Annotated in this window: 21 protein-coding genes; 8 read left to right on the top strand and 13 right to left on the bottom strand. The window is 62.2% G+C overall.

Going from position 1 to position 25930, the window contains the following annotated elements:
- Positions 1-12: 12 nt before the first annotated feature.
- Both ACPWR9_RS24095 and ACPWR9_RS24100 read left to right on the top strand, forming a co-directional pair.
- Positions 13-1185: a hypothetical protein gene (locus ACPWR9_RS24095; protein ID WP_426301367.1), complete on the top strand. Its 1173-nt coding sequence runs from the start codon at positions 13-15 to the stop codon at positions 1183-1185.
- 224 nt (positions 1186-1409) lie between these two features.
- On the top strand, positions 1410-2132 hold the full coding sequence (locus ACPWR9_RS24100) for an HAD family hydrolase (RefSeq protein ID WP_426301369.1): 723 nt from the start codon (positions 1410-1412) through the stop codon (positions 2130-2132).
- On the opposite strand, the gene ACPWR9_RS24105 is transcribed toward ACPWR9_RS24100, so the two are convergent.
- The gene (locus ACPWR9_RS24105) at positions 2080-2871 is read right to left on the bottom strand and encodes an AraC family transcriptional regulator (protein ID WP_426301371.1); all 792 of its coding nucleotides are present in this window, start codon (positions 2869-2871) and stop codon (positions 2080-2082) included. The genes ACPWR9_RS24100 and ACPWR9_RS24105 overlap by 53 nt on opposite strands.
- A 109-nt stretch (positions 2872-2980) precedes the next feature.
- On the bottom strand, positions 2981-3382 hold the full coding sequence (locus ACPWR9_RS24110) for a CopD family protein (RefSeq protein ID WP_426301373.1): 402 nt from the start codon (positions 3380-3382) through the stop codon (positions 2981-2983).
- A 149-nt stretch (positions 3383-3531) separates the two neighbouring features.
- Here ACPWR9_RS24110 and ACPWR9_RS24115 point away from each other — a divergent pair, with 149 nt between their 5' ends.
- Positions 3532-3840: a DUF4148 domain-containing protein gene (locus tag ACPWR9_RS24115; RefSeq protein ID WP_426301375.1), complete on the top strand. Its 309-nt coding sequence runs from the start codon at positions 3532-3534 to the stop codon at positions 3838-3840.
- A 381-nt stretch (positions 3841-4221) separates the two neighbouring features.
- Here the strand turns inward: ACPWR9_RS24115 and ACPWR9_RS24120 are convergent, their stop codons facing one another.
- Both ACPWR9_RS24120 and ACPWR9_RS24125 read right to left on the bottom strand, forming a co-directional pair.
- Positions 4222-4941, bottom strand: a complete 720-nt coding sequence (locus tag ACPWR9_RS24120; protein WP_426301377.1) for a dienelactone hydrolase family protein — start codon at positions 4939-4941, stop codon at positions 4222-4224.
- 283 nt (positions 4942-5224) lie between these two features.
- Positions 5225-5632 (bottom strand): DUF302 domain-containing protein, encoded by a 408-nt coding sequence (locus ACPWR9_RS24125; protein ID WP_426301379.1) that lies wholly within the window; start codon positions 5630-5632, stop codon positions 5225-5227.
- 231 nt (positions 5633-5863) lie between these two features.
- Between ACPWR9_RS24125 and ACPWR9_RS24130 the strand changes: the two genes are divergently transcribed.
- The gene (locus ACPWR9_RS24130; RefSeq protein ID WP_426301381.1) at positions 5864-6352 is read left to right on the top strand and encodes a hypothetical protein; all 489 of its coding nucleotides are present in this window, start codon (positions 5864-5866) and stop codon (positions 6350-6352) included.
- 54 nt (positions 6353-6406) lie between these two features.
- On the opposite strand, the gene ACPWR9_RS24135 is transcribed toward ACPWR9_RS24130, so the two are convergent.
- Positions 6407-7339 carry a LysR family transcriptional regulator gene (locus ACPWR9_RS24135; RefSeq protein ID WP_426301383.1) on the bottom strand — a complete coding sequence of 311 codons (933 nt, stop codon included), beginning with the start codon at positions 7337-7339 and terminating at the stop codon, positions 6407-6409.
- 151 nt (positions 7340-7490) lie between these two features.
- On the opposite strand from ACPWR9_RS24135, the gene ACPWR9_RS24140 reads away from it, so the two are divergent.
- From ACPWR9_RS24140 to ACPWR9_RS24150, 3 genes are all read left to right on the top strand, one after another.
- Positions 7491-8690: an amino acid aminotransferase gene (locus tag ACPWR9_RS24140; protein WP_426301385.1), complete on the top strand. Its 1200-nt coding sequence runs from the start codon at positions 7491-7493 to the stop codon at positions 8688-8690.
- Positions 8691-8785: 95 nt separating this feature from the next.
- Positions 8786-10084, top strand: coding sequence for an MFS transporter (locus tag ACPWR9_RS24145; RefSeq protein ID WP_426301387.1), 1299 nt, complete (start codon positions 8786-8788; stop codon positions 10082-10084).
- Between the two features lie 200 nt (positions 10085-10284).
- Positions 10285-11103, top strand: coding sequence for a hypothetical protein (locus ACPWR9_RS24150; protein WP_426301389.1), 819 nt, complete (start codon positions 10285-10287; stop codon positions 11101-11103).
- A 94-nt stretch (positions 11104-11197) separates the two neighbouring features.
- On the opposite strand, the gene ACPWR9_RS24155 is transcribed toward ACPWR9_RS24150, so the two are convergent.
- From ACPWR9_RS24155 to hpaH, 6 genes are all read right to left on the bottom strand, one after another.
- Entirely contained in the window at positions 11198-12187 is a 990-nt protein-coding gene (locus ACPWR9_RS24155) for a 2-dehydropantoate 2-reductase (RefSeq protein WP_426301391.1), read from the bottom strand.
- Positions 12188-12230: 43 nt separating this feature from the next.
- Positions 12231-13178 (bottom strand): fumarylacetoacetate hydrolase family protein, encoded by a 948-nt coding sequence (locus ACPWR9_RS24160; RefSeq protein ID WP_426301393.1) that lies wholly within the window; start codon positions 13176-13178, stop codon positions 12231-12233.
- Between the two features lie 12 nt (positions 13179-13190).
- The gene (locus ACPWR9_RS24165; protein WP_426301395.1) at positions 13191-14084 is read right to left on the bottom strand and encodes an extradiol ring-cleavage dioxygenase; all 894 of its coding nucleotides are present in this window, start codon (positions 14082-14084) and stop codon (positions 13191-13193) included.
- 60 nt (positions 14085-14144) lie between these two features.
- Positions 14145-15620 carry an aldehyde dehydrogenase family protein gene (locus ACPWR9_RS24170; protein ID WP_426301397.1) on the bottom strand — a complete coding sequence of 492 codons (1476 nt, stop codon included), beginning with the start codon at positions 15618-15620 and terminating at the stop codon, positions 14145-14147.
- 39 nt (positions 15621-15659) lie between these two features.
- Complete coding sequence (hpaI, locus tag ACPWR9_RS24175) at positions 15660-16436, bottom strand: 4-hydroxy-2-oxoheptanedioate aldolase (RefSeq protein WP_426301399.1); 777 nt, start codon at positions 16434-16436, stop codon at positions 15660-15662.
- Between the two features lie 95 nt (positions 16437-16531).
- The gene (hpaH, locus tag ACPWR9_RS24180; RefSeq protein ID WP_426301401.1) at positions 16532-17335 is read right to left on the bottom strand and encodes a 2-oxo-hept-4-ene-1,7-dioate hydratase; all 804 of its coding nucleotides are present in this window, start codon (positions 17333-17335) and stop codon (positions 16532-16534) included.
- 585 nt (positions 17336-17920) lie between these two features.
- Between hpaH and ACPWR9_RS24185 the strand changes: the two genes are divergently transcribed.
- Positions 17921-20017 carry a TonB-dependent receptor family protein gene (locus ACPWR9_RS24185; protein ID WP_426301403.1) on the top strand — a complete coding sequence of 699 codons (2097 nt, stop codon included), beginning with the start codon at positions 17921-17923 and terminating at the stop codon, positions 20015-20017.
- Positions 20018-20089: 72 nt separating this feature from the next.
- Here the strand turns inward: ACPWR9_RS24185 and ACPWR9_RS24190 are convergent, their stop codons facing one another.
- Both ACPWR9_RS24190 and rpoC read right to left on the bottom strand, forming a co-directional pair.
- Positions 20090-21532 (bottom strand): mannose-1-phosphate guanylyltransferase/mannose-6-phosphate isomerase, encoded by a 1443-nt coding sequence (locus tag ACPWR9_RS24190; protein WP_426301405.1) that lies wholly within the window; start codon positions 21530-21532, stop codon positions 20090-20092.
- A 174-nt stretch (positions 21533-21706) separates the two neighbouring features.
- Complete coding sequence (gene rpoC, locus ACPWR9_RS24195) at positions 21707-25918, bottom strand: DNA-directed RNA polymerase subunit beta' (RefSeq protein ID WP_426301407.1); 4212 nt, start codon at positions 25916-25918, stop codon at positions 21707-21709.
- Between the last annotated feature and the right edge of the window lie 12 nt (positions 25919-25930).

Here is a 25930-nt window from a genome sequence, read left to right on the forward strand (position 1 = left end):
TAGCGCCACGGGATGGGCCCGTGGCGCTCATTCAAAGTGACCGATATGCACATTGGAAAATGGCTGACGGCGGCACTGGCCGCGACAACGGGATTGCCGAACAAGGCGGCACCTGCCTACGATTTTGCCGATGCGTTTGTCAGTGGTGCTACCGCACCGGCGCCCGACCCCGAACCTTTCGCGACGCCAACGTCGTCGTCGACGGGCGGCACTACCGGATCGACCGGGTCTTCCGGCCCGCCCACTTCACACCCCACCCCCTCCACCGCCGCCCCGCCGCAATACGACTGGTCTCGTCCGCCGACCACGCGCGCCACCTACCTCAACGAACAGCTGGCAGACGTACGTCCCGTCTGCGTCGAGGGCAGCTACATGGATAGCGGCGATTGCCTGCTCGACGTGCCCCCCGGAGAACGCACCTACGTTCGTGTCAGCGAGTTGATGCGGCGCGGTTGTAAGCGTTCGGTGCCCGACGGCCTTCAGGCGGCGTTGTCGGCCAGCCAGCGTGACGGCGACGCGCTCGAAGCTGGCTTTAAGGCCCGCTTCACCAGCGAATCGCAGGGCAAATACTCGGTCGACGCCATCGGCGATCGCTTGCGCGAGCGCATTGAGCAACTGCCCCCGCGGGTGCGCGCCGCGTTGCGTGACGGGCACGTCCACATCGAAGTCCCACGTCTGACATTTCAGCGCGTCGTCCGTGGTGCTCAGGAGGCCCAACGAAATAATCTATTCCTGCGCATCCCCGACCGCGATGTGGCAGTACCGACCGGCGACGCGCTCACCAGCGACGCCACACTCGGCGCCTTCATCCGTGCGGCCGACGAAAACGGCGGTCTGCGCACACTCGTTGTCTCACTCGGCGCCCAGGCGACGATAAAACGCGTGCGACACGACCCCATCACCTATACGGGCCTGCATCTCGCCCACCTATTCGGCGAGATTCCCGAGTACTACCTCGTGAGCCGCATCCATATGCAGAAACTGCCGGCGGGCAACGATCTCGTGCACACCTTGTCGGAATGGCTCCACGAAGGTCACCAGCGCTATTGGGACTTCGCGTACGGCAAGACGCGTGAGCAAGCGGCCCGCAACTCTCACGCCGACGTCCGGCAGCCATCCTGCGAGACACCGACCCGGCGGCTATCGCGCGCCCAGGATTTGTTCCGGCGCATGCCGATGGGCTAAATCTGCGGCGTAGGCCCGGCCGATGCCGCGCAAAAGATGCATAAAAAAAGCGGCACCCGGGCCTCGCGCCCCCTTGATGCGCATCAACCTCTCAAATACCGTAGCCGAGTGTGTCGCAAACGGCGTATCCGCTGTCACCCGACGCGTTTTATTTGGTGCCGCGAATTCGTACACTCCGAGACTTCGTCTGTTATCACTTCTCCCCCCCTACTCCCATACCTTCCATGCAGGCGAGTTTCGAAAAAGACAGCATTCTGGTTCTCGACGTCGACGGCACGCTCACGGACTCGGTGCGCATTCACCAACGGGCGTTGCTGGGTGCGATGGAATCGCTGGCGTTCGAGGAATTGAATACCGACTGGGGCAGCTACCCGCATCACACCGATACCGGGATTCTGATCCACGCCCACGCCGAGAATGGCCGCGCGCTGCCGCAACCGCACGACCTCGCGCGCTTCGAGCACGAGATCGATGAGCGTTTCACCGCGCTGCTCAATGCCCATGGACTGGCGGAAATTCCGGGCGCGCGCGCCTTTGTCGAAGCGGCGCACCGCTCGCGCTGGGGCGTGGTGTTCGCCACCGGCGGCATCCGGCAGGTCAGTCATCGCAAACTGCGCTGCGTGGCGATCGATTACACCGACGCCATGCTGATCACCGCCTCCGAGTACAGTTCACGAGAACAACTCGTGAGCGAGGCCATCAAGCGGGCGCAGGCGGGTTACGGCATCGCGAAGCCGCGCGCGATCGTGTCGATCGGCGACGGCATGTGGGATCTGAAGGTGGCGCGCACGCTCGGCATCGACTTCGTGGGCATTGGCTCGAAGCGTCAACGCTCCCCGCTCTACGCCGAAGGCGTGCCGGTCTATGACGATATGTGGGAAGCCATGCACTGGCTCAATCCGGGTGCTGGTCGCGCGACAGGTACTCGCTTGGCGTCACGCCCATAAGCCGGCGGAACATGGTGGAAAAAGCGCTCGGCGTGTCGTAACCGACCTCGAGCGCCACCTGCGTAATGGGTCGCCCGGCCCCCAGCAGCGGCAGCGCGCCAAGCAAGCGCATGTGCTGCCGCCATTCCCGAAACGGCAAGCCGAATTCCGTCATGAACCGGCGCTCCAGCGTGCGGCTCGATGCGCCGACTTCGGCCGCCCAGTCCTGCAAGCTCCTCATGTCGGCCGGGGTCGCCAGATAGGCATCGAAGATTTTGCGCAGCCGCGCGTCGGTAGGCACCTGCAAGTGCAGCGGCGAGTCGCTCTTCCACTCGACCTCCTGCAAGAGCAAGGCGAAGACCAGCCCGTCCTTACCGTCGGCGGCCCAGTCCTTGGGCAGCGTCATGGTGCGCAGGATCAGCTCTCGCAATAAGGGGGAGACACGGATCGCCACCGCCGTTTCGGGTGCGCTCATTCCGCAGCGCGCTACGTCGACGTAGAGCGTGCGCATTTCGACTTTGCCCCGCATTCGTACTTCATGCGTGACATTCCCCGGAATCCACAACGCGCGTTGCGGCGGTATTACCCAGAACGACGTGTCGGTGCGCACTTCCATGATCCCGGCACGCGCGTACATCAACTGCGCGCGCCGGTGGCTGTGGGGCGTGACGACAAAGCCGTCCGGATAATCTTTCGCCAGCGCGCCGACGGGGCGGTCGTGTCCTGGGTCATCCAGGGTTACCGCACTTGAGATCGGCATCGGGCCATTGTTAGGCGTTATAGGCGATGGCGCCAGCGTAACACCGGCAACCCAAGCTCTCCAAGCCGCTTGCCTTACGGCGGCGCAGCACCCCGCACCGCCGGTTCGCTCAGAACGGCTTGACGATCACCAGCACCACGATCACCGCCATCGAGATCAGGGTGATAGGCAAGGCGCGCTGGAACAGCGAGGGCGACGGCCCCGTCACACCATCTCGCTCCAGTCGGCGCAGTGTGCCGGACAAGCGCCCGTGCAGCGCCGACACGACAATCACGAAGATCAGCTTTGCCATGAGCCACGGCGCGCTCCACCAGTTCGCCATCACGGCCAGCGTCGGGCCGCTCAGCCACACGACGATCAACGCCGGCGACGCCAATCGGTAGTCCGCCTGCCGCGCAATGCGCCGCCATTCGGGCTGCGCCAGCCGCCCGCCCAGCGACATCGCCACCAGCCCGGCAATCAACGAAATCACCGCAATCAGATGCACCGCCTTGATCCACAGGTAAAGCATCGCCGTCTCCTCAGTCGCTTTCGATTATTTCTTAATTGACAAGAGTTGCTTGACAAATGTCGGCTTTATCACCGGAGTGCGCATCAATAGACTGTAACTGTCGACGATGAGTTACACATCGCCCCCTTCAAAAGACAGGAGAAAACATCATGAAGCGCACTCTTATTACCTCTGCCCTGATTTCCGCGATGCTGGCTGTGTCGGCCGGTTCGGCCTTTGCCAGCGACGCCTTCGACGGTCCCTCGGAATTTTCGTGGGTGCCGCAAACCAGCGCCCTGAGCCGTGCTCAGGTTCGTGAGGAACTGATTCAAGCCCAGAAGGCTGGCCTCGTGGTTCAACACGACAGCGTGTACCCGAAGGCTGCTCCGAGCGCCCAACCGGTCTCGAGCAACGCCCCGATCAGCATGGGCTCGGTTGGCGGCTCGCAACGCGCCGGTTCGACCTACTTCGGTTCGTAAGCTAATTCGCCGCGCCGCGCGTCCCTCTGAAGGGATGGCGGCGCGGCGCGCGTTCTGCGCATAACGACGCGCCCGCATCCAGCGGCGCCCAGCGTGTTCTCCGGTCACCCGCGCCGGGTTCGGTGGTTCACCGATGACCCGACACCTCCGCAGACTCCTGTCGCTGTGCGTAGTGGTTCAACGCACAGGACTTTGCCCGTCGCTTCGGCGACGGGCTTTTTTAGCACAGTCTGACAACAAAAAGCCCGCCCGTGAAAACGGGGCGGGCTTTTTGTTTCGCTTTGGCAACGGCGTTGACCGGCTATCGTTGGTTATTGTCGGTGATTGCCGCAGATTGCCGCCCTCCATCATGGGCGGCCACTGCCATGGGCTAGAGCGTGCTTACTTCGACAGCCACTTCGCCAGGAACGCGAGTGCACGGCCATGGGCGAGCGCCGCCGACGGTTGATGGTACGAGCCGCGTGCCCAGCAGTTGAAGCCGTGATCCGCTTGCGGATACACGAAAACTTCCGTGTTCGGGCGCGATTTCACGGCCTCGGTGACGGCCGTCACAATATCGGGCGTGATGTGGCTATCGAGCGCACCGTAGTGGAATTGCGTCGGCACGTTCAGGTTGGGGGCTTCGCCGAGGTAGTTATGAATGCCGCCGCCGTAGTACGGCACCGCAGCATCGACCAGACCGCGCGCGGCCGCGATATACGACACCAGACCACCGAAGCAGTAACCGACGGCGGCGACTTTCTCGCCCGCGTCGAGCTTGCTGCGCAGCGCCTTGACGCATGCCCCGACGTCGGCGACCGCCTTCTCGACGTCGACCGACTTGCGCAGCTCCATCGCGCGGGCCATGTCGTCGCCCGAGTAACCCAGTTCGACGCGCGGTGCGGCGCGCCAGAAGATATCCGGCGCGATGACGACGTAGCCATCCGAGGCGTACTGGTCAGCCACGCTGCGAATGTGTTCGTTCACGCCGAAGATTTCTTGCACGAGCACGATGCCCGGCGCGTTAGCCGTCTTGCCCGACGGCGGCAATGCCAGATAGGCATCGAAAGTGCCGTCGACGGTTTCGACGCGGATCCATTGACTGTTCGACACGGGAGTCACTCCTGAGGAATTAGGGGGAAATGCCTGCGCTCGCGACCGGCAAACCTGCACACCGGCGGCTGTGGGGAACAGCCGCGCCTGACGACGGCGCTCGCGCACAGAAAGGCCGGATCAGTATAGGCACTTTTTAAAACACGCACCGAACGCGCCCACGCCCGTGGCATAAGGCTTTGCGGAATCATCAGCCGCCTGCGGCAGCCAAGGCGCGCGCCGCAGCGCGTAAAGCGATGCGCGAGGTAGGCCGTGCCGTTTCGTCGGTTGAACCCGTACCGCTGCCGCTCAACTAAGCCTTGAGCGCGCCTTCCAGCAACTTCGCCACCCCGCCGAAGCCCGCGACCTGCGCCGCTTCGACGCCATACAACGCACTCAATGCTGGCCCCGGGTTCAGAAAGTCGACCCACACCTCATCGGCGGAGGCTGCCCACACCATCACCTTGAGTGGCAGTTCCAGCCCGGCATGGGGGTTGGCCACCATGACCGGCGTGCCGCCCTTCGGGTTGCCGATCAGCAGCAAGCGTGTCGGCCTGAGCGACATCCCGACGGACGCCGCCGCCGCGCTCTGATCGATATCGGCAAAAATCGTCATGCCATGCTGCTTGAGCGTGTCGATCACGCGAGTGAGCGTGGCATAGAAGTCGAGCGGACTGCGCAGCGACGCGACAGCGACCGGACGAACGAATTCGGTACTCATGAAGCCTCCTACTCGCAGGTTCGTGTGTCACCGACCAGGGCCGCCCGCCACCCGTGACGCAGCCGCATGGCCCAGCGATTCCTCGATGTTCAAGAGTCTGCCACGCCCGGCACGCCAACGCATGCCCCCCTTACATGCCGTTACCATCGACCAACACGCCGTGCTTCGCGAGATACGCTTCGCGAACGCGTTCGATATTCCAGCGAACGTTTTTGCTAAGGAGTCCATAGGATGAAGTTTGCACGCCAGTCTCTCATTGCAGCAGCGGCATTGACCCTCGCGCTGACCGGCAGCACGGCAACCATCGCGCACGCTGCCCCTCCCGATGCCCCGCCGCAAGCCGTACTCGCGCAAAACGGCCCGCAAGGCAACGACATGTCGCCCCCGCCGCCGGGTGCTGGCCCGCGTGGCCCGGGTGGTCCCGGCCCGATGGGTCCACACGGCCCGGCCGGTCCCGCATTCGCCGCCATGCGCACGATCGACGAGATCGCCCATCTGTACCGCATCGGCGGCCATCCCGGGAACGTGTTGCCGTTCTATCGCGAGACGTTGTCGCAAACGCGCGATCCGCTATTGCGTCATCACTTGCGCGAGGCCATCGCGCGCGAGGAGTTGAAGCCGTCCGATACGAACGCGGCGATCACCACACTGCGTGCGCAGTTGAGCGAGGATCTCGCCGCGCTGCCTGCGTCTTCATCGTCCGACGCCAAGCGCCGATAAACGAGTGACAATCGGTGCGGCGCGCAGGATGCGTGGGCATGTGCCAATGAACGATCAATCGCGCGAGGCCGACATGATGCGTTCGTTCCACTGCGGAAGCCAGTCGAGCAGAAACTGCGCAAAGCCCTCGGCAGCAGGCGAAGCGGCGCGCGACACAGGCCGGTACACGCACACCTGACGAATCGTCTCGGGCGCAGTCACCCGTTGCATGACGAGGCCGAACGTATTGGCGAGCGCCGCGACGTAGCCCGGTGTGAGCGTAGACGCGAGCCCCTGCGCTGCGATACCGAGCGCGGTGGTCACGTTATCGACGACATCGATGGGCGTGATGCGAGCGTCGGGCGGTGCACTGGCGCGCATCTGCTCGACGCTGCGCTCATGGTCACGCCCCGCCGCGACGAGCGGCGTATCGCGCAGATCCTGCCAGCGCAGCCGTTTGCGTTTGGCGAGCGGATGCGAGCGCGCGCACCACAACACCCATGGACTATCGAACGCTGGTGCCCCGGCGACATGCGCGCCCGTCGAACGATTGGGGCCGATGGCGAGATCGAGGTCGCCATTCGCCACGTGATCGATGAGCGCATCGACCGGCGTATCGACCACCCGCACGACGACTTTGGGGCGCAATGCCGCGTAGTCACGAATCGCGGCGGGCAACGCCATCCCGGCGAGCACCAGCGGTGCACCCACGCGCACAATCCCGGCCGCGCGATTGCGCAAATCATCTGCGGTCTTCTCGGCGGCCTGCACATGCCGCAACACCGACTCGGCAGACGCAAGAAAGTCGCGCCCGGCGCTCGATAGCGCCACACGTCGTGTCGTGCGGTCGAAGATGCGAAAGCCGAGCACCAATTCGAGCTCGGCCACGAGTTGGCTCACCGCCGACGACGTGAGACCGAGTCGCTTCCCGGCCTCGGCAAAGCTGTGCAACTCGGCAATGGCAACCAGCGCTTCGAACTGGCGCAGCGTGACGCGGGTTAGGGGCATGGGGTTTCGATTATCAAGTTTCGCTTACGAATCGACCAGAATCGATTGATTGTTCCGCAAAGGGTCGTCGCCCACAATCGATTTCAAAAAATTCCCCGCATTTCCCTTTTGTTCCCTTTAGCAGTTTGGTATCGAGACACCGCGAGGCCCCATGTTTTCTCACGTTGAAGCCTACCCCGGCGACCCCATCCTTGGCCTGAACGAAGCGTTCGGGCAAGATCCCCGGCCGCACAAGGTCAACCTGTCGATCGGCATCTATTTCGACGACGCTGGCCGTCTGCCCGTCATGGGCGCGGTGCGCGAAGCAGAAGCCGGTGTATTGGCTGACATCGGACCGCGCCCCTACCTCCCCATGGCTGGCTCGGCCGCTTATCGCGACGCCGTACAGGCGCTTGTTTTCGGCGAAGACAGCGCCGCCCGGCGCGAGCAACGCATCGCGACCTTGCAGACGCTCGGTGGTGGTGGCGCGTTGCGCGTCGGTGCCGACTTTCTCAAGCGCTACTTCCCCGACGCCACTGTGTGGATCAGCGACCCCAGCTGGGACAACCACCGCGTGGTGTTCGAGAGCGCGGGTTTCCCTGTTCAGTCGTACCCGTACTACGACGACGCCACGGGCGGCCTGCGCTTCGACGCCATGCTCGAGACCATCGCGGCCTTGCCTGCGCGCAGCATCGTGTTGCTGCACGCGTGTTGCCACAACCCGACCGGGGTGGACCTCACGCCAACGCAGTGGAACGCATTGATTCCGGTGTTGCGCGAGCGCGGCCTCATTGCCTTCGTGGACATGGCGTATCAGGGCTTTGGCGACGGCCTCGACGCCGACGCTTTCGCCGTGCGCGCACTGACCGACGCGGGCGTGCCAACCGTCGTTGCGAACTCGTTCTCGAAAAACTTCTCGCTGTACGGCGAACGCTGCGGCGCGTTGTCGATCGTCTGCGCGTCGGCACAGGAAGCGTCACACGTATTCGGACAACTCACGGGCACGGTGCGCGCGAACTACAGCAATCCGCCGACGCACGGCGCTCGACTCGTTGCTCAGGTCCTCACCACGCCAGCTCTGCGCCGTGCGTGGGCAACCGAACTCGACGGCATGCGTACGCGCATTGCCGCGATGCGCACAGAAATTCACACGCAACTGGCGTCGCACGTCAGCGACGAGATGCGAGCACGCTACCTCGCGCAACGCGGCATGTTCACTTACACGGGATTGTCGGCCGCGCAGGCCGACGCGCTGCGCGAGACACACGGCGTGTACATCCTGCGCTCGGGACGCATGTGTGTGGCGGGCCTCAATACCCGCAACGTCGGCACGGTGGCGAATGCGATTGCACAGGTGCTCGCGCCGCGCTGAATGCTGACTTAAGCCGGTAACGAGGGCGCATGCCCCTCGCCAAACGCATGCCGAATCGATAACGACAACACGACATCACGTCGACAGGAGACACCATGACAACCGCTACCGCCGCCGGTGCGGGCGCTGACGCCCGCGAAGGCACCCACATCGCCAAACACCCTTGGCGTGCCGTGATATCTGCGTCTATCGGCAATGCCCTCGAATGGTTCGATTTAGTGGTGTACGGCTTTTTCGCCGTCACCATCTCGAAATTGTTCTTCCCCACGCACGACGACACGACATCGCTGCTGCTGACGTTGGGTACGTTCGGCGTGTCGTTCTTCATGCGACCGCTGGGGGCCATCGTGATTGGTGTGTATGCCGACAAGCAGGGCCGACGTGCAGCGCTCACGCTGACCATTCTGATGATGATGGTCGGCACGGCGATCATCGCGTTCATGCCGACGTACGCATCCATTGGCGTACTCGCGCCGATAGGGATCGTGTTGGCACGGATGATTCAGGGGTTCTCAGCGGGTGGCGAATTCGGCAGCGCGACCGCGTTTCTCGCGGAGCATGCGCCGCAACGTCGCGGCTTCTTTGCAAGCTTTCAGGTGGCGAGTCAGGGTCTGACGACGCTGCTGGCAGCCGGGTTTGGCGCATTGCTCACGAGCACGCTGTCGCCGGACCAGATGCAGAGTTGGGGCTGGCGTGTGCCGTTCCTGTTTGGCTTGCTCATCGGTCCTGTGGCGTATTACATCCGCCGTCATGTGGATGAGACGCCGGAGTTCTTGCAGGCCGAGCCCACCGAGACGCCGCTGCGCGACACGCTAAGCGATCAGAAGATGCGACTGCTGCTGGCGGTGGGCGCGGTGATCGTGGCGACGGTGTCGACGTACCTTGTGCTGTACATGCCGACGTATGCGATCAAGCAATTGGGCTTGCCCGCGTCGGTGGCCTTTGCGGCGACGGTGGCGACGGGGCTAGTGCAGATGTTCTTGTCACCGGTGGTGGGCGCGTGGTCGGACCGTGCCGGACGCGCAAAGCCGATGATGATCGCGGCGGCTGCGCTTCTCGTGCTGATCTGGCCGATGTTCTGGATGTTGTCCACGTACCCGAGCTTCGGCATGATGCTCGCGCTGCAAACGGTGTTGGGCGTGTTGATGACGGTGTACTTTGCGCCGCTGCCTGCATTGGCGTCGGAGATCTTCCCGGTGAAGACGCGCACGACGGGCTTGTCGCTGTCGTACAACCTGTCGGTGACGTTCTTCGGCGGCTTCGCTCCGTTCATCCTGACGTGGCTGATCAACGTCACGGGCAGCAAGCTCGCGCCGAGCTTTTACATGATGGCAGCCGCCGCGATTGGGCTTGCGGCGTTGAGTCAGATTTATCGGCATACCGGGGTGCGGTAGGCCGACGCCGAAATGCTGAAGCAAATAACCGAGGCCATTTCACACGCAATGGCCTCAGTTTTATCCTCCCCCCGCAGTGACAATTCACAGAACGTCGCGTGAATTGTTCCTACCTCCAGCATCTCGTCGCAGAGTGAACGCAGCCTGCAATCAGGACATCGATTTCGCAGGTTTCCTCGAAACGATCTGGAGCTAATGCAATGTCGACTTCAACTGGGTTTGTTCAACGTAAGTTTGTTGCGCTTGTCAGAGAATTTTCAGAGTTAACCGGAAAACACATCCCCATCAAACGAGATGGAAGCGGTGCACACTATCTCGGCGACGACGGGATGAGATTTCTCGCGAATACGGTCGAGGGCCTTCGATCGTTTCAGGCGCAGCATCCGGGGTTCAAGGAACTTCCGAACAATTCCATCCCGATCAACTCGATCACGCACGGGCTGGAGATCATCAATCAAATCGATAATCACAATCTCTCGCCCGACTACGCTCAGATGAAACCCGACGAGCTACAGGCGGCGATCGACGCGTATATGCATTCGCCCGGAGAAATGTATCTCCACCCGAAACGCGCCGAATTCAAGGACCAAAGCGAGCGTCAAGTGAAAATCGATTACGGCATCCGGTTCAATCACGGCAACATGACGTTACAGATAGAGACGAAACTTCAGGAAGCGGGTAAAGCCGATCAAGTTCGGACGTATTCCGACGGGGCGGATCTACCGCAAGACATGACGATCTCGCAGTTCGAAAGCAAGGTCTTCGCAGAATTTAAGTTCGTCCCGGTCGAGACGCCACCGGAGGTCGTTGAACCGCTGACGGCGGCCGCGCGTCGCACCCTCGCGCCCGACACTTTGGCGCAGTCGCGCGAATCGAGCCATAAGCCTGTCACGGCAAAACTTGATGCCTTGCTGCAATCGATGGGCGCGTTCACGCCCGAAAACAAGGGCATCGACCAGACCACTTCGCGATTCACCCCTAGCCACACGGCTTCGGTGTCGCTCGTGGCGCCTCGATAAGCCGCACCTGCTCGACCACTTGGCGTGATCGGCAGTCACGGCGGGTTCTAGAAAAAGCCCGCCGTTCTTACACACGCAATTGCACGCCACCGCCTCACTGCGGATACAAGCCCTTCACCCGCCCAAACAAGCGCGCCAACCCGAGCAACGCGTCAATGTTCGGTGTGGCGATTGACAGCTTCTGCCCCATCTCGCGCACCACGCTCACCAGCGCGTCGAGTTCAATCGGTCGCCCGGCTTCCACGTCTTGCAACATCGACGTCTTGAACGCACCCAACTTCGCCGTCACCGCATGGCGATCTTCCGGCGACTGGTCGATCACGCAACCGATCTTCCCGCCAATCGTTGCCGCTTCCGCCATCGCCGCCGAACAGAACGCACGCACGAGCGGATCGTCGAGCACGCGGTCGATCGTCGCGCCCGTGATGGCCGATACCGGGTTCATCGTGAGATTGCCCCACAGCTTGTACCAGATGTCCTGCCGCACATTCTCCGACGCCTTCGCTTCAAAGCCCGCGCGCTCGAGCAGCGCCGCCAGCTTCTGCACGCGCTCGCTCACGCCGCCACCCGGCTCGCCGAGAATCAAGCCGCGGCCCATCTTGTGATCGACCAGCCCCGGCTCCGGCGTTGCTGCACTCGCATGCACCACGCATCCCACCACGTTCGCCAGCGGAATCGCCGCACCAATCACGCCGCCGGGATCGACACTCGTTAGTGGTTCATCGCCAAACGGCGCAACCCCTTTGCAGAACCACCACGGCACACCATTCATCGCAGGCAGCACAATCGTGTCCGGACCGAGCAGCGGTCCAATCGATGCGGCCACCTGCGTGAGCGCTGGTCCCTTGACCGCGATCACCACCAGATCCTGCACACCAAGCTTCGCCGCGTCTTCCAACGGATGCGCCGCTGCGACCGGTGCGACGGCGAGCGACTCGCCCTGCTTCACTCGCCAGCCGCGCTCACGCAGCGCCGCCAGCGTCGCGCCACGTGCCAACGCGCTCACTTGCGCCTCGCCTGTCGCGGCAAGCTTCGTTCCGATCAACCCGCCAATGGCACCCGCCCCAACAATCGCTACCTTCATTCATCGACTCCCTACTTTCGAATATCACCAAAGCCTACGTCATTTACGCCTTGTTGGCGGCACGTCGATAGTTTTCTTTGAAATGCTCCGGCACGCGCTCATCGAAGCCGAGCGCCACGCGGCGCACTTCCGGGCTATCGGTCGGCGCGTGACCCACGCCAAGCGCCGCCGCGCGAGGTGCCTCGATACCGACAACGCGCCCCGACAACCGCCCCAGCCCGGTGATCTCGCACTCCACCAGATCTCCCGCATCGACCGAGCGCGAATGACATGGCGTGCCCATCAGGATCACGTCGCCCGGCATCAGCGTGATGTGTCGTGCGATATCCGCAATCACGTAATGCGGGCCCCAAATCGTTTCGTCGCCGATATGCGCCTCTTGCACCACCAATCCATTGCGATACGTGCGCAAGGTCTGCTCGAACAGATTCACGCCCCGCACAATGCCCGGGCCGATGGGCAGCAGCGTGTCCGCGCCTTTCACGCGCAGCATCGATCCCTGATCGGTGTCGCGGAAGTCCTGCAACCCCATATCGAGCGCCGGACAGAAGCCTTCGATGTAATCCCACGCTTCGTCGGGCAGCACGTTGCGGCACGTCCGGCTGATCACCACCGCGTACTCGCTCTCGTAGTTCAGATACTTGCAATCGGCAGGCTTGAGAATCTGCCCACCGTGACCATTGAGCGACGTCGGCGGTTTGGTGAAGTAAGTCGGCGTATCCGTCGGCTTCGGTTTGTTGCGCGTCTCCATGCTGCGCGAGCGATACGAGATATGCACCGCGATGATCTTCGTCGGATCGACCGGCGGTAGATGCGCCACCGTTTGCGGGTCGATCACCCGCCCGTCGTCGAGCCGCAGTTGGCCGCGCTGCGCACCGTCTTCGACGATCGTGCCCCAGAACGCGCTGCCGCCCAGCAAGATACGCCGACGCTCGACGCGCGGGCCGTGCATCACGGCCGGAAGTTCACGCAGTGGAAATTCGAAATCCATCGTTTGACTCCTTTAGGCCTGACGCGCGGCGTTGTTTACCCCGGCGTCGGCGTCGAACCAGATATGCACGTTGCCAGTCCCGCGCGCGTTCTCGTAATCGGAGAGCACCACGCCCTTGCTGCGGCACGCCGCGCCACCCAGTGCACCGACCATTTGCAGATAGTGCGCACCGTGCGCTTCCCACGGACGCTTGCGATAGTCGCAGTCCCAATCCGCCAGAATCTGGTCGTGACGCCCTTCACGAAACGCCTCGATTGCGCGCTTGTCGCTCTCGATGTTTTCGGGGCGCGACACATTGCTCTCGTGAAAGATGCGCGGATGCGTGGGCTTCCAGTCGATACCGTTGAACCTGTGACTCAACGCACCGGAGGCCAACATCACCACACGCAAATCGCTACGGCGAATCGCTTCGCCAATGACGTCGCCCGATTGCAGGAAGTGTTCCGTCTCGCAGTTCTGGCACGAACTCACCGTCACGATCGGCCACGCGTCGAGCCGCATCTGCTTGATGACGTTGATCGTGGGGTAGTGGCGCGGCAAATCGGGATGCTGAACGGCACGCGCACGCACGCCCTTCTCGCGTGCCACGGCGTCGACGGCGAGCGCGAATTCCGGATGTCCACGATAGTCGTAAGGCACGCCATGCAGATACCACGGCATCTCATCGGAGATGTACATCCCCGAGTAATGCGCGCCACCATCGATCAAGTGATAGCCCGTCGTGAACCAGTGCGAATCGAAAATCAGCACGACATCGGGCTTTGCCGCTGCAATGCGCTCGCGCAGCCGCCCGTACCCCGCGATCAAATCCGAATCTGCGCCCGCGCCTTGCAACACGCGGAATTCCTCACATTGCATCAAGCCGGGGTGATGCGACACCAACGCGGCGCCGACGATTTGTCCCATGGTGTTCTCCTCAATCTCTCTTATCGCGTTGCGCTGTTCGACGCTATGTACCGCGACGCTTCAACGATGGCTGAAGCTCGCCTTGAACGGTTGTTTCGGCACGACGATATCCTTCACGTCGCAGAAGAATTCGAAGCTCCACTCGCCGCCCTCGCGCCCCACGCCCGAGCGTTTAATACCGCCGAACGGGGCGGCGAGATCGCGAATGCCGAAGCTGTTGACCCAGATGAACCCAGTGCGCACACGCTGTGCCACGGCAATGGCATGCGACTCGTCGCCGTAGCACACACCGCCCAGCCCGAAGTCGGTGCCGTTGGCCATGTCGACGACTTCGTCATCGCTCTTGAACGTCTGCAATGTGAGCACCGGCCCGAACACTTCCTGCTGCACGATTTCGTCGCGCTGACGCAGGTCGGTGAGTAGCGTCGGCGCGAAATACTGCGCCCCGTACGCGTGACGCTTGCCGCCCCACAACACCCGCGCACCGCCCGCAACCGCGCGCTCAACGAAGCCTTCGACACGCTCCAACTGACGCGGGTGAATGATCGGCCCCACTTCCGTCTCCGCCTCGCGGGGATCGCCCACCACAAGGCTCTCCACCAGCGTGCGCAACGTCTCGGTGAAACGTTGCGCGATGTCGGCGTGCACGAGCAGACGCGTGCCCGCCAGACACACCTGACCGGCGTTGCGATACATGAGTGCCGCCGTGGCGGCTGCGGCATCCAAATCGGCATCGGCGAGCACGATGAAAGCCGACTTGCCGCCGAGTTCAAGGCTGCACGGCACCAGATTCGTCGCCGCCGTTTTGGCGATCCACTTGGCGGTGGCGACCGATCCGGTAAACGAGATCCGTGCAAGACGCGCGTCGCTCACGAGCGCCGCGCCGGTCACTGCGCCAGAACCTTGCAGCAGGTTGAACACGCCCGGCGGCAATCCGGCTTCTTCAGCACAATCGGCCAGCAACGACGATGTCAGCGGCGCCCATTCCGGGGCCTTCAACACCACGGTGTTACCCGAGGCGAGCGCCGGACCGATCTTCCACGTCGCGAGCATCAGCGGTGAATTCCACGGCGTGATGATCGCTACGACACCCGCCGGATCGTGCCGCACCAGATGGCGGGCTTGCGGCGTCTCGATCACGCGGTCCTGCAACGTCAGTGCGTGTTCGGCAAACCAGGTGATGTTCTGCATCGCGCGCGGCACGACACCATGCGCCATGCGCGAGCGCAGCACGCCCGCGTCGTGGCTTTCCAGCGTGGCGAATGCGTCGGCGCGCCGTCCAATGGCGTCGGCAAAGCGTTGCAGATAGGGCTGGCGGGCCGCAGCACCCAGCGCCGCCCACGCGGGAAATGCTTGCGCGGCCGATGTCACGGCGGCGTCGACGTGCGCAAGATTACCGCTGGCGATATGCCCGAGCAGCGTCTGATCGATGGGAGACACGCACTCGAACGTGTCAGACGACGCGACGCGTCGCCCATCGATGTAGTGATCCGGCGACACTGAAATGCCGGCGACGTCAAAACGGGAAGCACTCATGCCTTGCCTCGTTGGGGGTATGGAGATTGGGGGGGGGAGTCAGTCTGTCGTCGGTGCGAACTTCGCAGCGAGTGCCCGGCTGGCGTTAGCGAGCAGCGACGTGTCGATACCCACGGCGATGAAGGTCACGCCGAGGTCGAGGTAGTGCTTTGCCAGCGCCTCGTCGACGCACAAGATGCCGGCGGGCTTACCGGCTGCGCGAATGCGCGCGATACCGTCTTCGATCGCTTTGCGCACTTCGGGATGGGTTGCCTGCCCGAGATAACCCATCGAGGCGGCGAGATCCGCCGGGCCGATGAAGACGCCGTCAACGCCGTCGACGGCGGCAATCGCATCGACTTGCGCGAGTGCGTCGGCGGTCTCCACTTGCACCAGCAGACAGGTGCTGTCGTTCGCCGCGTGCAGATAATCTTCGTAGCGATTCCAGCGCGACGAGCGAGCCAACCCGCTCCCCACGCCACGCGTGCCCTGCGGCGGATAGCGTGTGGCGCTAGCCAGCGCCGCGGCCATTTCCGCAGACTCGACCATCGGCACGAGCACCGTCGTCGCGCCGATTTCCAGCACCTGCTTGATGAGCGCCGCGTCGCCGTGCGGCAGACGCACCACGGCATGCGACGCATACGGCGCGACCGCCTGAAGCGTGGCGAGCATCGAGCGCAGATCGTTAGGCGCATGCTCGCCGTCGATCACGATCCAGTCGAAGCCGCTACTGGCACAGAGTTCGGCGGCGTACGGCGTGGCGAGTCCCATCCAAAGACCGATCTGACGCTGCCGATTCGCGAGCGCCTGCTTGAAAGTGTTCGGGGGCGTTTTCATGGTGTCGGTCCGAGGTAGGTATGACGTCGCGCGCGATGGCGGGCGCCTAAAGCCGCGTTGGCGGCGTTGGCGGCATTAAGCGGCATTAAGCGGCTTCAAACGAAGCGCACGCCGATGGCGCCCAGTGGGCCGTAATCGGCATGAAACACATCGCCCGCCTTGCACGCCACTGGCCGCGTGAACGACCCGGCGAGTACGATCTCGCCTGCCTGCAAGCCTTCGTCGAACGCGCCTAGTTTGTTGGCGAGCCACGCGATGCCGTTGCCCGGGTGATTCAACACCGCAGCGCTCAGTCCCGATTCCTCGATCACGCCATTGCGATAAAGCAATGCCCCCGTCCATCGCAAATCGATGGCATCCGGTTTGACAGGACGCCCACCCAGCACGATGGCGGCATTGGCCGCGTTGTCGGCAATCGTGTCGAACACCTTGCGCGGTGTCTGCGTGTCGCGGTCGAACAGGTCGATGCGACCGTCGATCAGTTCCAGTGCGGGCGTCACCCAAGCCGTGGCGTCGAGCACATCGAAAAGCGTGACACCCGGGCCCTTGAGCGGTTTGGCGAGAATGAACGCCAGTTCCACTTCAAGGCGCGGCACGATGAAGCGCCCTGCTTCGAGCGTTGCGCCATCGGCGACGAGCATGTCGTCGAGCAGCGTGCCGTGATCGGGTTCGGTAATTTGCGCGGCCACCTGCATCGCTCGCGACGTGAGACCGATCTTGTGGCCAATGACACGGCGGCCTTCGGCGTATTTCAGCGCGAGCCAAGCTTGTTGAATCGCGTAGCTGTCGGCCACCGTCATGTCGGGATACCGGCGCGAGAACTGCATCACCGGGGTGCGACTGCGCTCCGCGTCGTGCAACTCGCGAGCCAGGGCTTGATGAATCGACGCATCCAGCATCGTTTGTCTCCATAGCGCCAACCTGGCCGCCATGGGGGCGATCGGGCAGCGCGTTTTTGTCTCGATGCGCTCTATTCTTGGGGCTCGGCGCCTATGGAACAATCAATCGATTTTGGGCGATTCGTAAGCAAAACTGGATAATCGTCAGTCGCCCGTCCATAGCCCGCCATAGCCCTCCATCGCCCGCGAAAGACCCTACTGTCGCAATCCAGCCACATGCTCAACTCCCCGTTGAGATTCCCGAACGGTGACTGGCTCTCCTCCCTTCTTCCCGTATTTCTTCGCTTTTATAGGCTTTTTTCGAGGATTACGCCGGTTTTCGCCAGGTCTGCCTCACCTCGACGATGCCTGCGCCCTAATACCGATTCTCGGTCAGCAATACCCATTAAAAATGAGAGTGATTTGCATTTATAATCCGCGACGTTTTATTACACCGCATTACCAACAACAATCGACCGCGCCGGGGGCTCGCCAAGAGCGAAGGCCGCGCTCGCCACACTCACGTAGTTTCGAAGGTCAGCAAAGATGAAGATGTCCGAACGTCGCCGCGCGACGGCGCAGTCAGTTCTGCGCACCGCCGTTGTCATGTCCTCCCCCCGTTTGCCGCGTGCCACTGCTTGTGCAGCCACCCTGTTCATGGCCACCCTTGGGGTCGCGCATGCGCAACAGGCAGCCGAGGAAGCCAAAGCCGATGTCGAACTCGGCGCGGTCAACGTGTCGGGCGACTGGTTGGGCACCGGGCTGGATAACAGCGCGAAGACGTTCCCGGGCGCACGTACGGTCGTGAAGAAGGATCAGATCGAGGCGTCGGGCGCATCGAGCATCGGCGACGTGCTGCGCCGCGTGCCCGGTGTGCAAGCCACCGACAACTCCAGCTCCGCCGGCAGTGCCATTTCGTTGAACATCGGTGTGCGCGGCCTGGCCGGCCGCTTCAGCCCGCGCTCGACCGTGCTGCTCGACGGCATTCCGCTCGCTGTGGCGCCGTATGGCCAACCGCAGTTGTCGTTCGCCCCGGTCAGCCTTTTCAACATCGAGACCATCGACGTGGTGCGCAGCGGCGGCGCCGTTCGCTACGGCCCGCAAAACGTCGGGGGCGTGATCAACTTCAAGACGCGTTCGATTCCGAATACGCCGGGCCTCGTCGGCGACGCGACAGTGCGCGAGAACATCTACACCACGGGTGGCGGCGCGAACACGCAATACGGCCTGTTCCTCGGCACGCAGATGGATAACGGGTTGGGTCTCGCGCTGCTCTACTCGGGCATGGTCGGTCGCGATTGGCGCACGGGCAGCAACGAGAACGTGAACGACCTCGCGTTGAAATGGCGCTACGACATCTCGCCGAGCCAGCAGGTCTACGGGAAGCTCTCGTACTTCGACGCCAAGTCGATGACGCCGGGTGGCCTGACTGCCGCGCAATACAACGCCGATCCGTTCCAGAACACCCGCCCGAACGACTACTGGAGCGGCAACCGCACCGGGCTCGACTTCGGCTACCTGAACACGATCTCGGAGACGCAGGAATTCGAGATCCGTACGTTCTACAACGAGAGCTATCGTCAGAGCACGCTGACCAATTTGTCGGTGGCGCCGCTCGCGACCACGCACCAGCCGCGCAACTATCAGACATTCGGCATCGAACCGCGCTACACGCAGCGCCTGTTCTTCGGGCCGACGGCGCACGATGTGACGGTTGGCTATCGCTTCATCCGCGAGCGCGGCGACGACAACAACTTCAGCACGAATCTGGCGACCGGCAAGAACTCGGCGACGACCACGTTCTACAACTACACCAGCGCGAACGCGTTCTATATCGACGACCGGATGGCGTGGGGCAACTGGCGCTTCACGCCGGGCGTTCGCTACGAAATGATCGCGTCGCAGCGTGTCGACAAGGCCTCGGGCAGCACCTATCGCACCGACAACAACAAGCCGCTGCCGTCGGTGAACCTGTCGTATCTGGTGAATAGTGCGTGGACGATCTTTGCGGACTACAGCACGTCGTTCGGCCCGGTGCAGAACACGCAATTGAACTCGATGTCGGCGTCGAACCCGCTGCAACCGGAAGTGGCGCGCACGTATGAAATCGGCACGCGCTGGACGGATAACCGTTGGCGTGCCGAGTTGACGGCCTTCAAGATGAAGTTCGACAACCAGATTCTGCAAGTGCCGAACGTCAGCCCGGCCACTTTCCAGAACATCGGTGCGACGAATCACGACGGTATCGAAACCGCCATCGACTACACGTTCGCGCAGGACAGCGCGCTGCGCGGCCTGAACCTGTACGCGAACTTCACGTACGTACGCGCCATTCAGAAGTCAGGCACAACAGCGGGCCTCGACGTGCCGTTCTACTCGCGCTTCACCGATACGCTCGGCGCACGCTATGCGATCGGTCAGTGGACCTTCAACGTCTCGACCACGCACCAGAGCTCGCAGTACTCGGATCTGGCGAACACCGAAGCGCCATCGGCTGACGGTACCAACGGCAAAGTGCCGGGTTATCGTGTGTGGAATCTGCAAGCGATGTACAAGCTGCCGTTCTACAAGAACGCTGACGTCACCGTGGGCGTGAACAACGTCTTCGACAAGCGCTTCTACACACGCAACACCGACCAGAACGGCGGCATCATGGTGGGCGCCCCGCGTATGGTCTACGTGCAGGGGCACTTCGGGTTCTGATTCGGTTGTCCCGACAACGGGCGCGATGCCGAATGGATCGCGCCCGTTGTCGGGTCCGATGGACCCAACCGGCTACGCCGACGCGGGCCCCGACTTCGAGCGACCGTAGTCGTCTTGAAAGCGGACGATATCGTCTTCGCCCAAGTAAACCCCCGACTGCACTTCAATCAGCTCAAGCGGCACCTTGCCTGGATTCTCTAACCGGTGGGTCGTCCCTACGGGAATGTAGGTGGATTGATTTTCGGTCAGCAAAATGGTGCTATCACCGTTCGTTACGCGCGCTGTACCGCGAACCACGACCCAATGTTCCGAACGGTGAAAGTGCATCTGCAAACTCAGTGACGCACCTGGCTTGACGACGATCTTCTTCACCTGGAAACGCTCGCCGGCGCAGATCCCTTCGTAATCGCCCCATGGCCGGAACATCCGTTGGTGAAACACCGACTCGGTGCGCCCTTCGGCAATGAGTGTCTCGACGACGCGCTTCACGTCCTGCACATGGTCCTTCGACGTGACCAGCACCACGTCCGGTGTCTCGACAATGACAAGATTCTCGACGCCAATCGCCGCAACCATCCGGCTCTCGCTACGCACATAGCTGTTCTTCACATTGCGCGCCACGACGTCGCCGAGAAGGCTGTTACCGTCCTCGTCACGCTCGGCAATGTCGGCGACGGCCGACCATGAACCGATATCGTTCCATCCAAGGCCATCCGCATCGACCACTGCGGCGCGACGCGCCTTCTCCATGACGGCGTAATCAATCGAGTCCGACGGACACGCTTCGAGACTCGCCTGATCCAGGCGGAAGAAGTCGATATCGACAGCACCGAGCTCAACGGCGGCTTTCACCTGTTGCAGCATCTTTGGCGCCAGACGTTCAAGTTCGCTCAGATACGCCGTTGCCTTGAACAGGAACATGCCGCTGTTCCAATAGCAATCTCCTGCGGCGATCAGCGACGCCGCCGTCTCGGCATCCGGCTTTTCGACGTATTGGTCGACATGAAAGCCGCTCGCGCAAGCTTCGGTCACCGTGCCACGGCGGATGTAGCCGTAGCCTGTATGCGGTGACGTCGGTGGAATGCCAAACGTTACGAGATAGTCGTCGTTGGCGAGCGTTCGAGCCGCGCGCACCGCTTCCAGGAATTTTGCCTCGTTCGAAATCGCGTGATCGGAGGGGAGCACCAGCAGCATCGCATCGGCGTCCTCGCGCAGCGCGATCAGCGCGGCGGCGGCGACCGCGGGTGCGGTATTGCGTGCAACGGGCTCAAGTACGATCGCACCTGGCTTCAGATGGATGGCACGCAACTGCTCTGCTACGAGAAATCGTTGCTCGTTGTTCGAGATGATCAATGGGGCGGCGACACCGTCCAGGGCGCCGATGCGCTTTACCGTCTGCTGAAGCAATGTGTCCGAACCGGCAAGCGAGAGGTATTGCTTCGGATAGCTCGCTCGCGAGAGGGGCCACAAACGAGTACCGCTACCACCGCACAGAACCACAGGAGTTATCGACATATTCCGGATCTTAGGACGCGACGCGATATCGCTTGAAAGGAGGAAAAATTATATCGTGGTTTCAATGACTTAAAAAAAACGGCACCCCGCAAAGGGTGCCGCTTTTCATTTCTACTGCTGTCGCAACAGATTCGGTAAGTGCAGCGCCAGCTTTCGCCAGCGCCGCCTGCCACCTTACTCTGCCGTCGGCTCTTCCACCGACGTCGGCATCGGGGCAAACGCCTCTTCCAGAGCGATCTGGTCGTGACGCTCGCGATCCGACGTTTCGCGGGCCTTGCGGGCCTTGTGATACGCCAGACCCGTACCTGCCGGGATCAGACGGCCAACGATGACGTTTTCCTTCAGGCCACGCAGGTCGTCCTTCTTGCCCATGATGGCGGCTTCGGTCAACACGCGCGTCGTTTCCTGGAACGATGCGGCCGAGATGAACGAGTCCGTCGACAGCGACGCCTTCGTAATACCCAACAACACGTTCTCGTACTGCGCCGGACGCTTGTCCGCTGCGTTCATGCGATCGTTCTCGTCGAGCATGTCCGAGCGTTCGACCTGTTCGCCGATGATGAAGCGCGTATCGCCGTTGTCGGTGATCTGCACACGACGCAGCATCTGGCGAACGATCACCTCGATGTGCTTGTCGTTGATCTTCACACCCTGCAAACGGTACACGTCCTGAACTTCGTCGACGATGTAACGCGCCAGTGCCTCGATACCCTGCAAGCGCAGAATGTCGTGCGGATCGGCCGGGCCGTCCACGATCATTTCGCCCTTGTTCACCACCTGACCGTCGTGCACCAGCACCTGCTTTTCCTTCGGAATCAGGAACTCGTGCTGGTTGCCGTCCAGGTCGGTAATGACCAGACGCTGCTTGCCCTTCGTGTCCTTACCGAACGACGTGGTACCCGTGACTTCGGCCAAAATGCCGGCGTCCTTCGGTGCACGCGCTTCGAACAGTTCGGCCACACGCGGCAGACCCCCGGTAATGTCGCGAGTCTTCTGCGCTTCGGTCGGGATACGTGCGAGCACTTCGCCCACCGGCACTTGCTGACCGTCCTTGATGGTGATCAGTGCGCCCACCTGGAAGCCGATCGTCACAGCGTGATCGGTACCCGGGATCTTCACTTCCACACCGTTCTCGTCGAGCAGCTTGACCTGCGGACGCACGTTCTTCGACGCCGGACCACGACGCTTCGGATCGATCACGACCAGCGTGGACAGACCCGTCACATCGTCGATCTGCTTGGCAACCGTGACACCTTCCTCGACGTTCTCGAACTTGGCGAAACCGCCGTGTTCGGTAATGATCGGGCGCGTCAGCGGATCCCACGTACCGAGTTGCGTACCGGCCTTGACCTGTGCGCCATCCAGTTGCAGCAGCGTCGCGCCGTACGGCACTTTGTGACGCTCGCGCTCGCGACCGTGATCGTCCGTGATCAGGATTTCACCCGAACGCGAAATCACCGTCTGCTCGCCGCGGCCGTTCGTCACGTAACGCATCGTTGCCGTGAAGCGAACCGTACCGTTCGACTTGGCTTCGATCGACGAGGCCACTGCCGCACGCGATGCCGCACCACCGATGTGGAACGTACGCATCGTCAGCTGCGTGCCCGGCTCACCGATCGACTGTGCTGCGATCACGCCGACAGCTTCGCCGACGTTCACACGCGAACCGCGACCCAGGTCACGGCCATAGCACAGTGCGCACAGACCGTAACGCGTATCGCAGGTCAGCGGCGTGCGCACGCGCACTTCGTCGATGCCCAGCGTTTCGATCGTCTCGACCACGTCTTCGTCCAGCAACGTGCCGGCTTCGAACACCGTCTCTTGCGTTTCCGGATTCACGACGTCCGACACGGCCACGCGACCCAGAATACGGTCACGCAGGGCTTCGACCACTTCACCGCCCTCAACCAGCGCCTTCATTGCCACGCCGTTGCTCGTGCCGCAATCGTCTTCGACCACGACCAGATCCTGCGTCACGTCGACCAGACGACGCGTCAGGTAACCCGAGTTAGCCGTCTTCAGTGCCGTATCCGCCAGACCCTTACGTGCACCGTGGGTCGAGATGAAGTACTGCAACACGTTCAGGCCTTCGCGGAAGTTCGCGGTAATCGGCGTCTCGATAATCGAGCCGTCCGGCTTGGCCATCAGGCCACGCATACCGGCGAGCTGACGAATCTGAGCGCTCGAACCGCGAGCACCCGAGTCGGCCATCATGTAAATCGAGTTGAACGACTCCTGATCCACGGTGTTGCCATCGCGATCAACCGTCTTTTCCTTCGAGAGCTGCTCCATCATCGCCTTACCCACGGCGTCACCGGTAGCACCCCAAATGTCCACGACGTTGTTGTAACGCTCTTGCGCCGTGACCAGACCCGACATGTACTGACGGTCGTATTCCTTGACCTTCTTCGACGCTTCGCCGATCAGCTCTTCCTTCTTCGTCGGCACGAGCATGTCGTCGACGCAGATCGAGATACCGGCGCGCGTAGCGAGCTTGAAGCCCGACTGCATCAGCTTGTCGACGAAGATCACCGTCTCGCGCAGACCGCAACGGCGGAACGCCGTGTTGATCAGCTTCGAAATTTCCTTCTTCTTGAGCGACTTGTTCAGCACCGAGAACGGCAGGCCCGGCGGCAGAATTTCCGACAGGATCGCGCGGCCGACAGTCGTCGGGTACAGCGTGATCTTCGGCGTCTTCTCGCCCGTTTCCGCGTCAACCGTGTACTCAGTGATACGCACGTTCACGCGCGAAGCCAGTTCGACTTCCTTGTTGTCGTACGCACGCAGCACTTCCGACACGTCGATGAACGACAGGCCTTCGCCCTTACCGTTGATCTTGTCGCGCGTCGCGTAGTACAGACCCAGCACGATATCCTGCGACGGCACGATCGACGGATCGCCGTTAGCCGGGAACAACACGTTGTTCGAGGCCAGCATCAGGGTACGCGCTTCCATCTGCGCTTCGAGCGACAGCGGCACGTGAACAGCCATCTGGTCACCGTCGAAGTCGGCGTTGAACGCCGCGCAAACCAGCGGGTGCAGCTGGATTGCCTTACCTTCGATCAGCACCGGCTCGAACGCCTGAATACCCAGGCGGTGCAGCGTCGGTGCGCGGTTCAGCATGATCGGATGCTCGCGGATCACCTCTTCCAAGATGTCCCACACCACAGCCGTCTGGTTCTCGACTTCCTTCTTCGCGGCCTTGATCGTCGTGGCCACGCCCATCACTTCCAGCTTGTGGAAAATGAACGGCTTGAAGAGTTCGAGCGCCATCAGCTTCGGCAGACCGCACTGATGCAGCTTGAGCGTCGGGCCCACGGTAATCACCGAACGGCCCGAGTAGTCGACGCGCTTACCGAGCAAGTTCTGACGGAAACGACCGCTCTTACCCTTGATCATGTCAGCCAGCGACTTGAGCGGACGCTTGTTCGCGCCGGTCATCGCCTTACCGCGGCGGCCGTTATCGAGCAGCGAATCCACCGACTCTTGCAACATGCGCTTTTCGTTGCGCACGATGATGTCCGGTGCCTTCAGCTCGAGCAGACGCTTCAGACGGTTGTTACGGTTGATGACGCGGCGATACAGATCGTTCAGGTCCGAGGTCGCGAAGCGGCCACCGTCGAGCGGCACCAGCGGGCGCAGTTCGGGCGGCAGCACCGGCAGCACTTCGAGCACCATCCACTCAGGCTTGATGCCCGAGCGTTGGAATGCCTCGAGCACTTTCAGGCGCTTGGCGTACTTCTTGATCTTGGCTTCCGAGCCCGTGGCTTGCAGCTCGGCGCGCAGACGCTCGACTTCTGAATCGATGTCGATCGAGCGCAGCAGCTCGCGCACGCCTTCCGCGCCCATCTCGGCACGGAATTCGTCGCCGTATTCTTCGACCTTATTGTAGTAATCCTCTTCGGTCATGATCTGGCACCGCTTGAGCGGCGTCATGCCCGGTTCGAGAACCACATACGCTTCGAAGTACAGCACGCGTTCGATGTCGCGCAGCGTCATGTCGAGCACCATGCCCAGACGCGACGGGAGCGACTTCAGGAACCAGATGTGCGCAACCGGCGAGGCCAGTTCGATGTGGCCCATGCGTTCGCGACGCACCTTCGCCAGCGTGACTTCCACGCCGCACTTCTCGCAGATCACGCCACGGTGCTTCAGGCGCTTGTACTTACCGCAAAGGCATTCGTAATCCTTGATCGGACCGAAGATCTTTGCGCAGAACAGACCGTCGCGCTCGGGTTTGAACGTTCGATAGTTGATCGTCTCCGGCTTCTTAACTTCGCCGAACGACCACGAGCGGATCTTGTCCGGCGAAGCCAGACCGATCTTGATCGCGTCGAACTGTTCGTCCTGCTGGACTTGCTTGAATAGATCGAGCAAAGCTTTCATTGCTTTCTCCTA

This window comes from Pandoraea pneumonica, assembly GCF_049918595.1.
GTDB lineage: Bacteria > Pseudomonadota > Gammaproteobacteria > Burkholderiales > Burkholderiaceae > Pandoraea > Pandoraea pneumonica_A.

Coding starts and splice junctions, on each gene's coding strand:
- ACPWR9_RS24145 (WP_426301387.1), top strand. CDS start 8,786: ATGACAACCGCTACCGCCGCCGGTGCGGGCGCTGACGCCCGCGAAGGC.
- hpaH (WP_426301401.1), bottom strand. CDS start 17,335: ATGCTGGATGCGTCGATTCATCAAGCCCTGGCTCGCGAGTTGCACGAC.
- ACPWR9_RS24190 (WP_426301405.1), bottom strand. CDS start 21,532: ATGTCGATAACTCCTGTGGTTCTGTGCGGTGGTAGCGGTACTCGTTTG.
- ACPWR9_RS24115 (WP_426301375.1), top strand. CDS start 3,532: ATGAAGCGCACTCTTATTACCTCTGCCCTGATTTCCGCGATGCTGGCT.
- ACPWR9_RS24110 (WP_426301373.1), bottom strand. CDS start 3,382: ATGCTTTACCTGTGGATCAAGGCGGTGCATCTGATTGCGGTGATTTCG.
- ACPWR9_RS24165 (WP_426301395.1), bottom strand. CDS start 14,084: ATGGGACAAATCGTCGGCGCCGCGTTGGTGTCGCATCACCCCGGCTTG.
- ACPWR9_RS24185 (WP_426301403.1), top strand. CDS start 17,921: ATGTCCTCCCCCCGTTTGCCGCGTGCCACTGCTTGTGCAGCCACCCTG.
- hpaI (WP_426301399.1), bottom strand. CDS start 16,436: ATGAAAACGCCCCCGAACACTTTCAAGCAGGCGCTCGCGAATCGGCAG.
- ACPWR9_RS24140 (WP_426301385.1), top strand. CDS start 7,491: ATGTTTTCTCACGTTGAAGCCTACCCCGGCGACCCCATCCTTGGCCTG.
- ACPWR9_RS24095 (WP_426301367.1), top strand. CDS start 13: ATGGGCCCGTGGCGCTCATTCAAAGTGACCGATATGCACATTGGAAAA.
- ACPWR9_RS24155 (WP_426301391.1), bottom strand. CDS start 12,187: ATGAAGGTAGCGATTGTTGGGGCGGGTGCCATTGGCGGGTTGATCGGA.
- ACPWR9_RS24125 (WP_426301379.1), bottom strand. CDS start 5,632: ATGAGTACCGAATTCGTTCGTCCGGTCGCTGTCGCGTCGCTGCGCAGT.
- rpoC (WP_426301407.1), bottom strand. CDS start 25,918: ATGAAAGCTTTGCTCGATCTATTCAAGCAAGTCCAGCAGGACGAACAG.
- ACPWR9_RS24130 (WP_426301381.1), top strand. CDS start 5,864: ATGAAGTTTGCACGCCAGTCTCTCATTGCAGCAGCGGCATTGACCCTC.
- ACPWR9_RS24160 (WP_426301393.1), bottom strand. CDS start 13,178: ATGGATTTCGAATTTCCACTGCGTGAACTTCCGGCCGTGATGCACGGC.
- ACPWR9_RS24105 (WP_426301371.1), bottom strand. CDS start 2,871: ATGCCGATCTCAAGTGCGGTAACCCTGGATGACCCAGGACACGACCGC.
- ACPWR9_RS24135 (WP_426301383.1), bottom strand. CDS start 7,339: ATGCCCCTAACCCGCGTCACGCTGCGCCAGTTCGAAGCGCTGGTTGCC.
- ACPWR9_RS24170 (WP_426301397.1), bottom strand. CDS start 15,620: ATGAGTGCTTCCCGTTTTGACGTCGCCGGCATTTCAGTGTCGCCGGAT.
- ACPWR9_RS24150 (WP_426301389.1), top strand. CDS start 10,285: ATGTCGACTTCAACTGGGTTTGTTCAACGTAAGTTTGTTGCGCTTGTC.
- ACPWR9_RS24100 (WP_426301369.1), top strand. CDS start 1,410: ATGCAGGCGAGTTTCGAAAAAGACAGCATTCTGGTTCTCGACGTCGAC.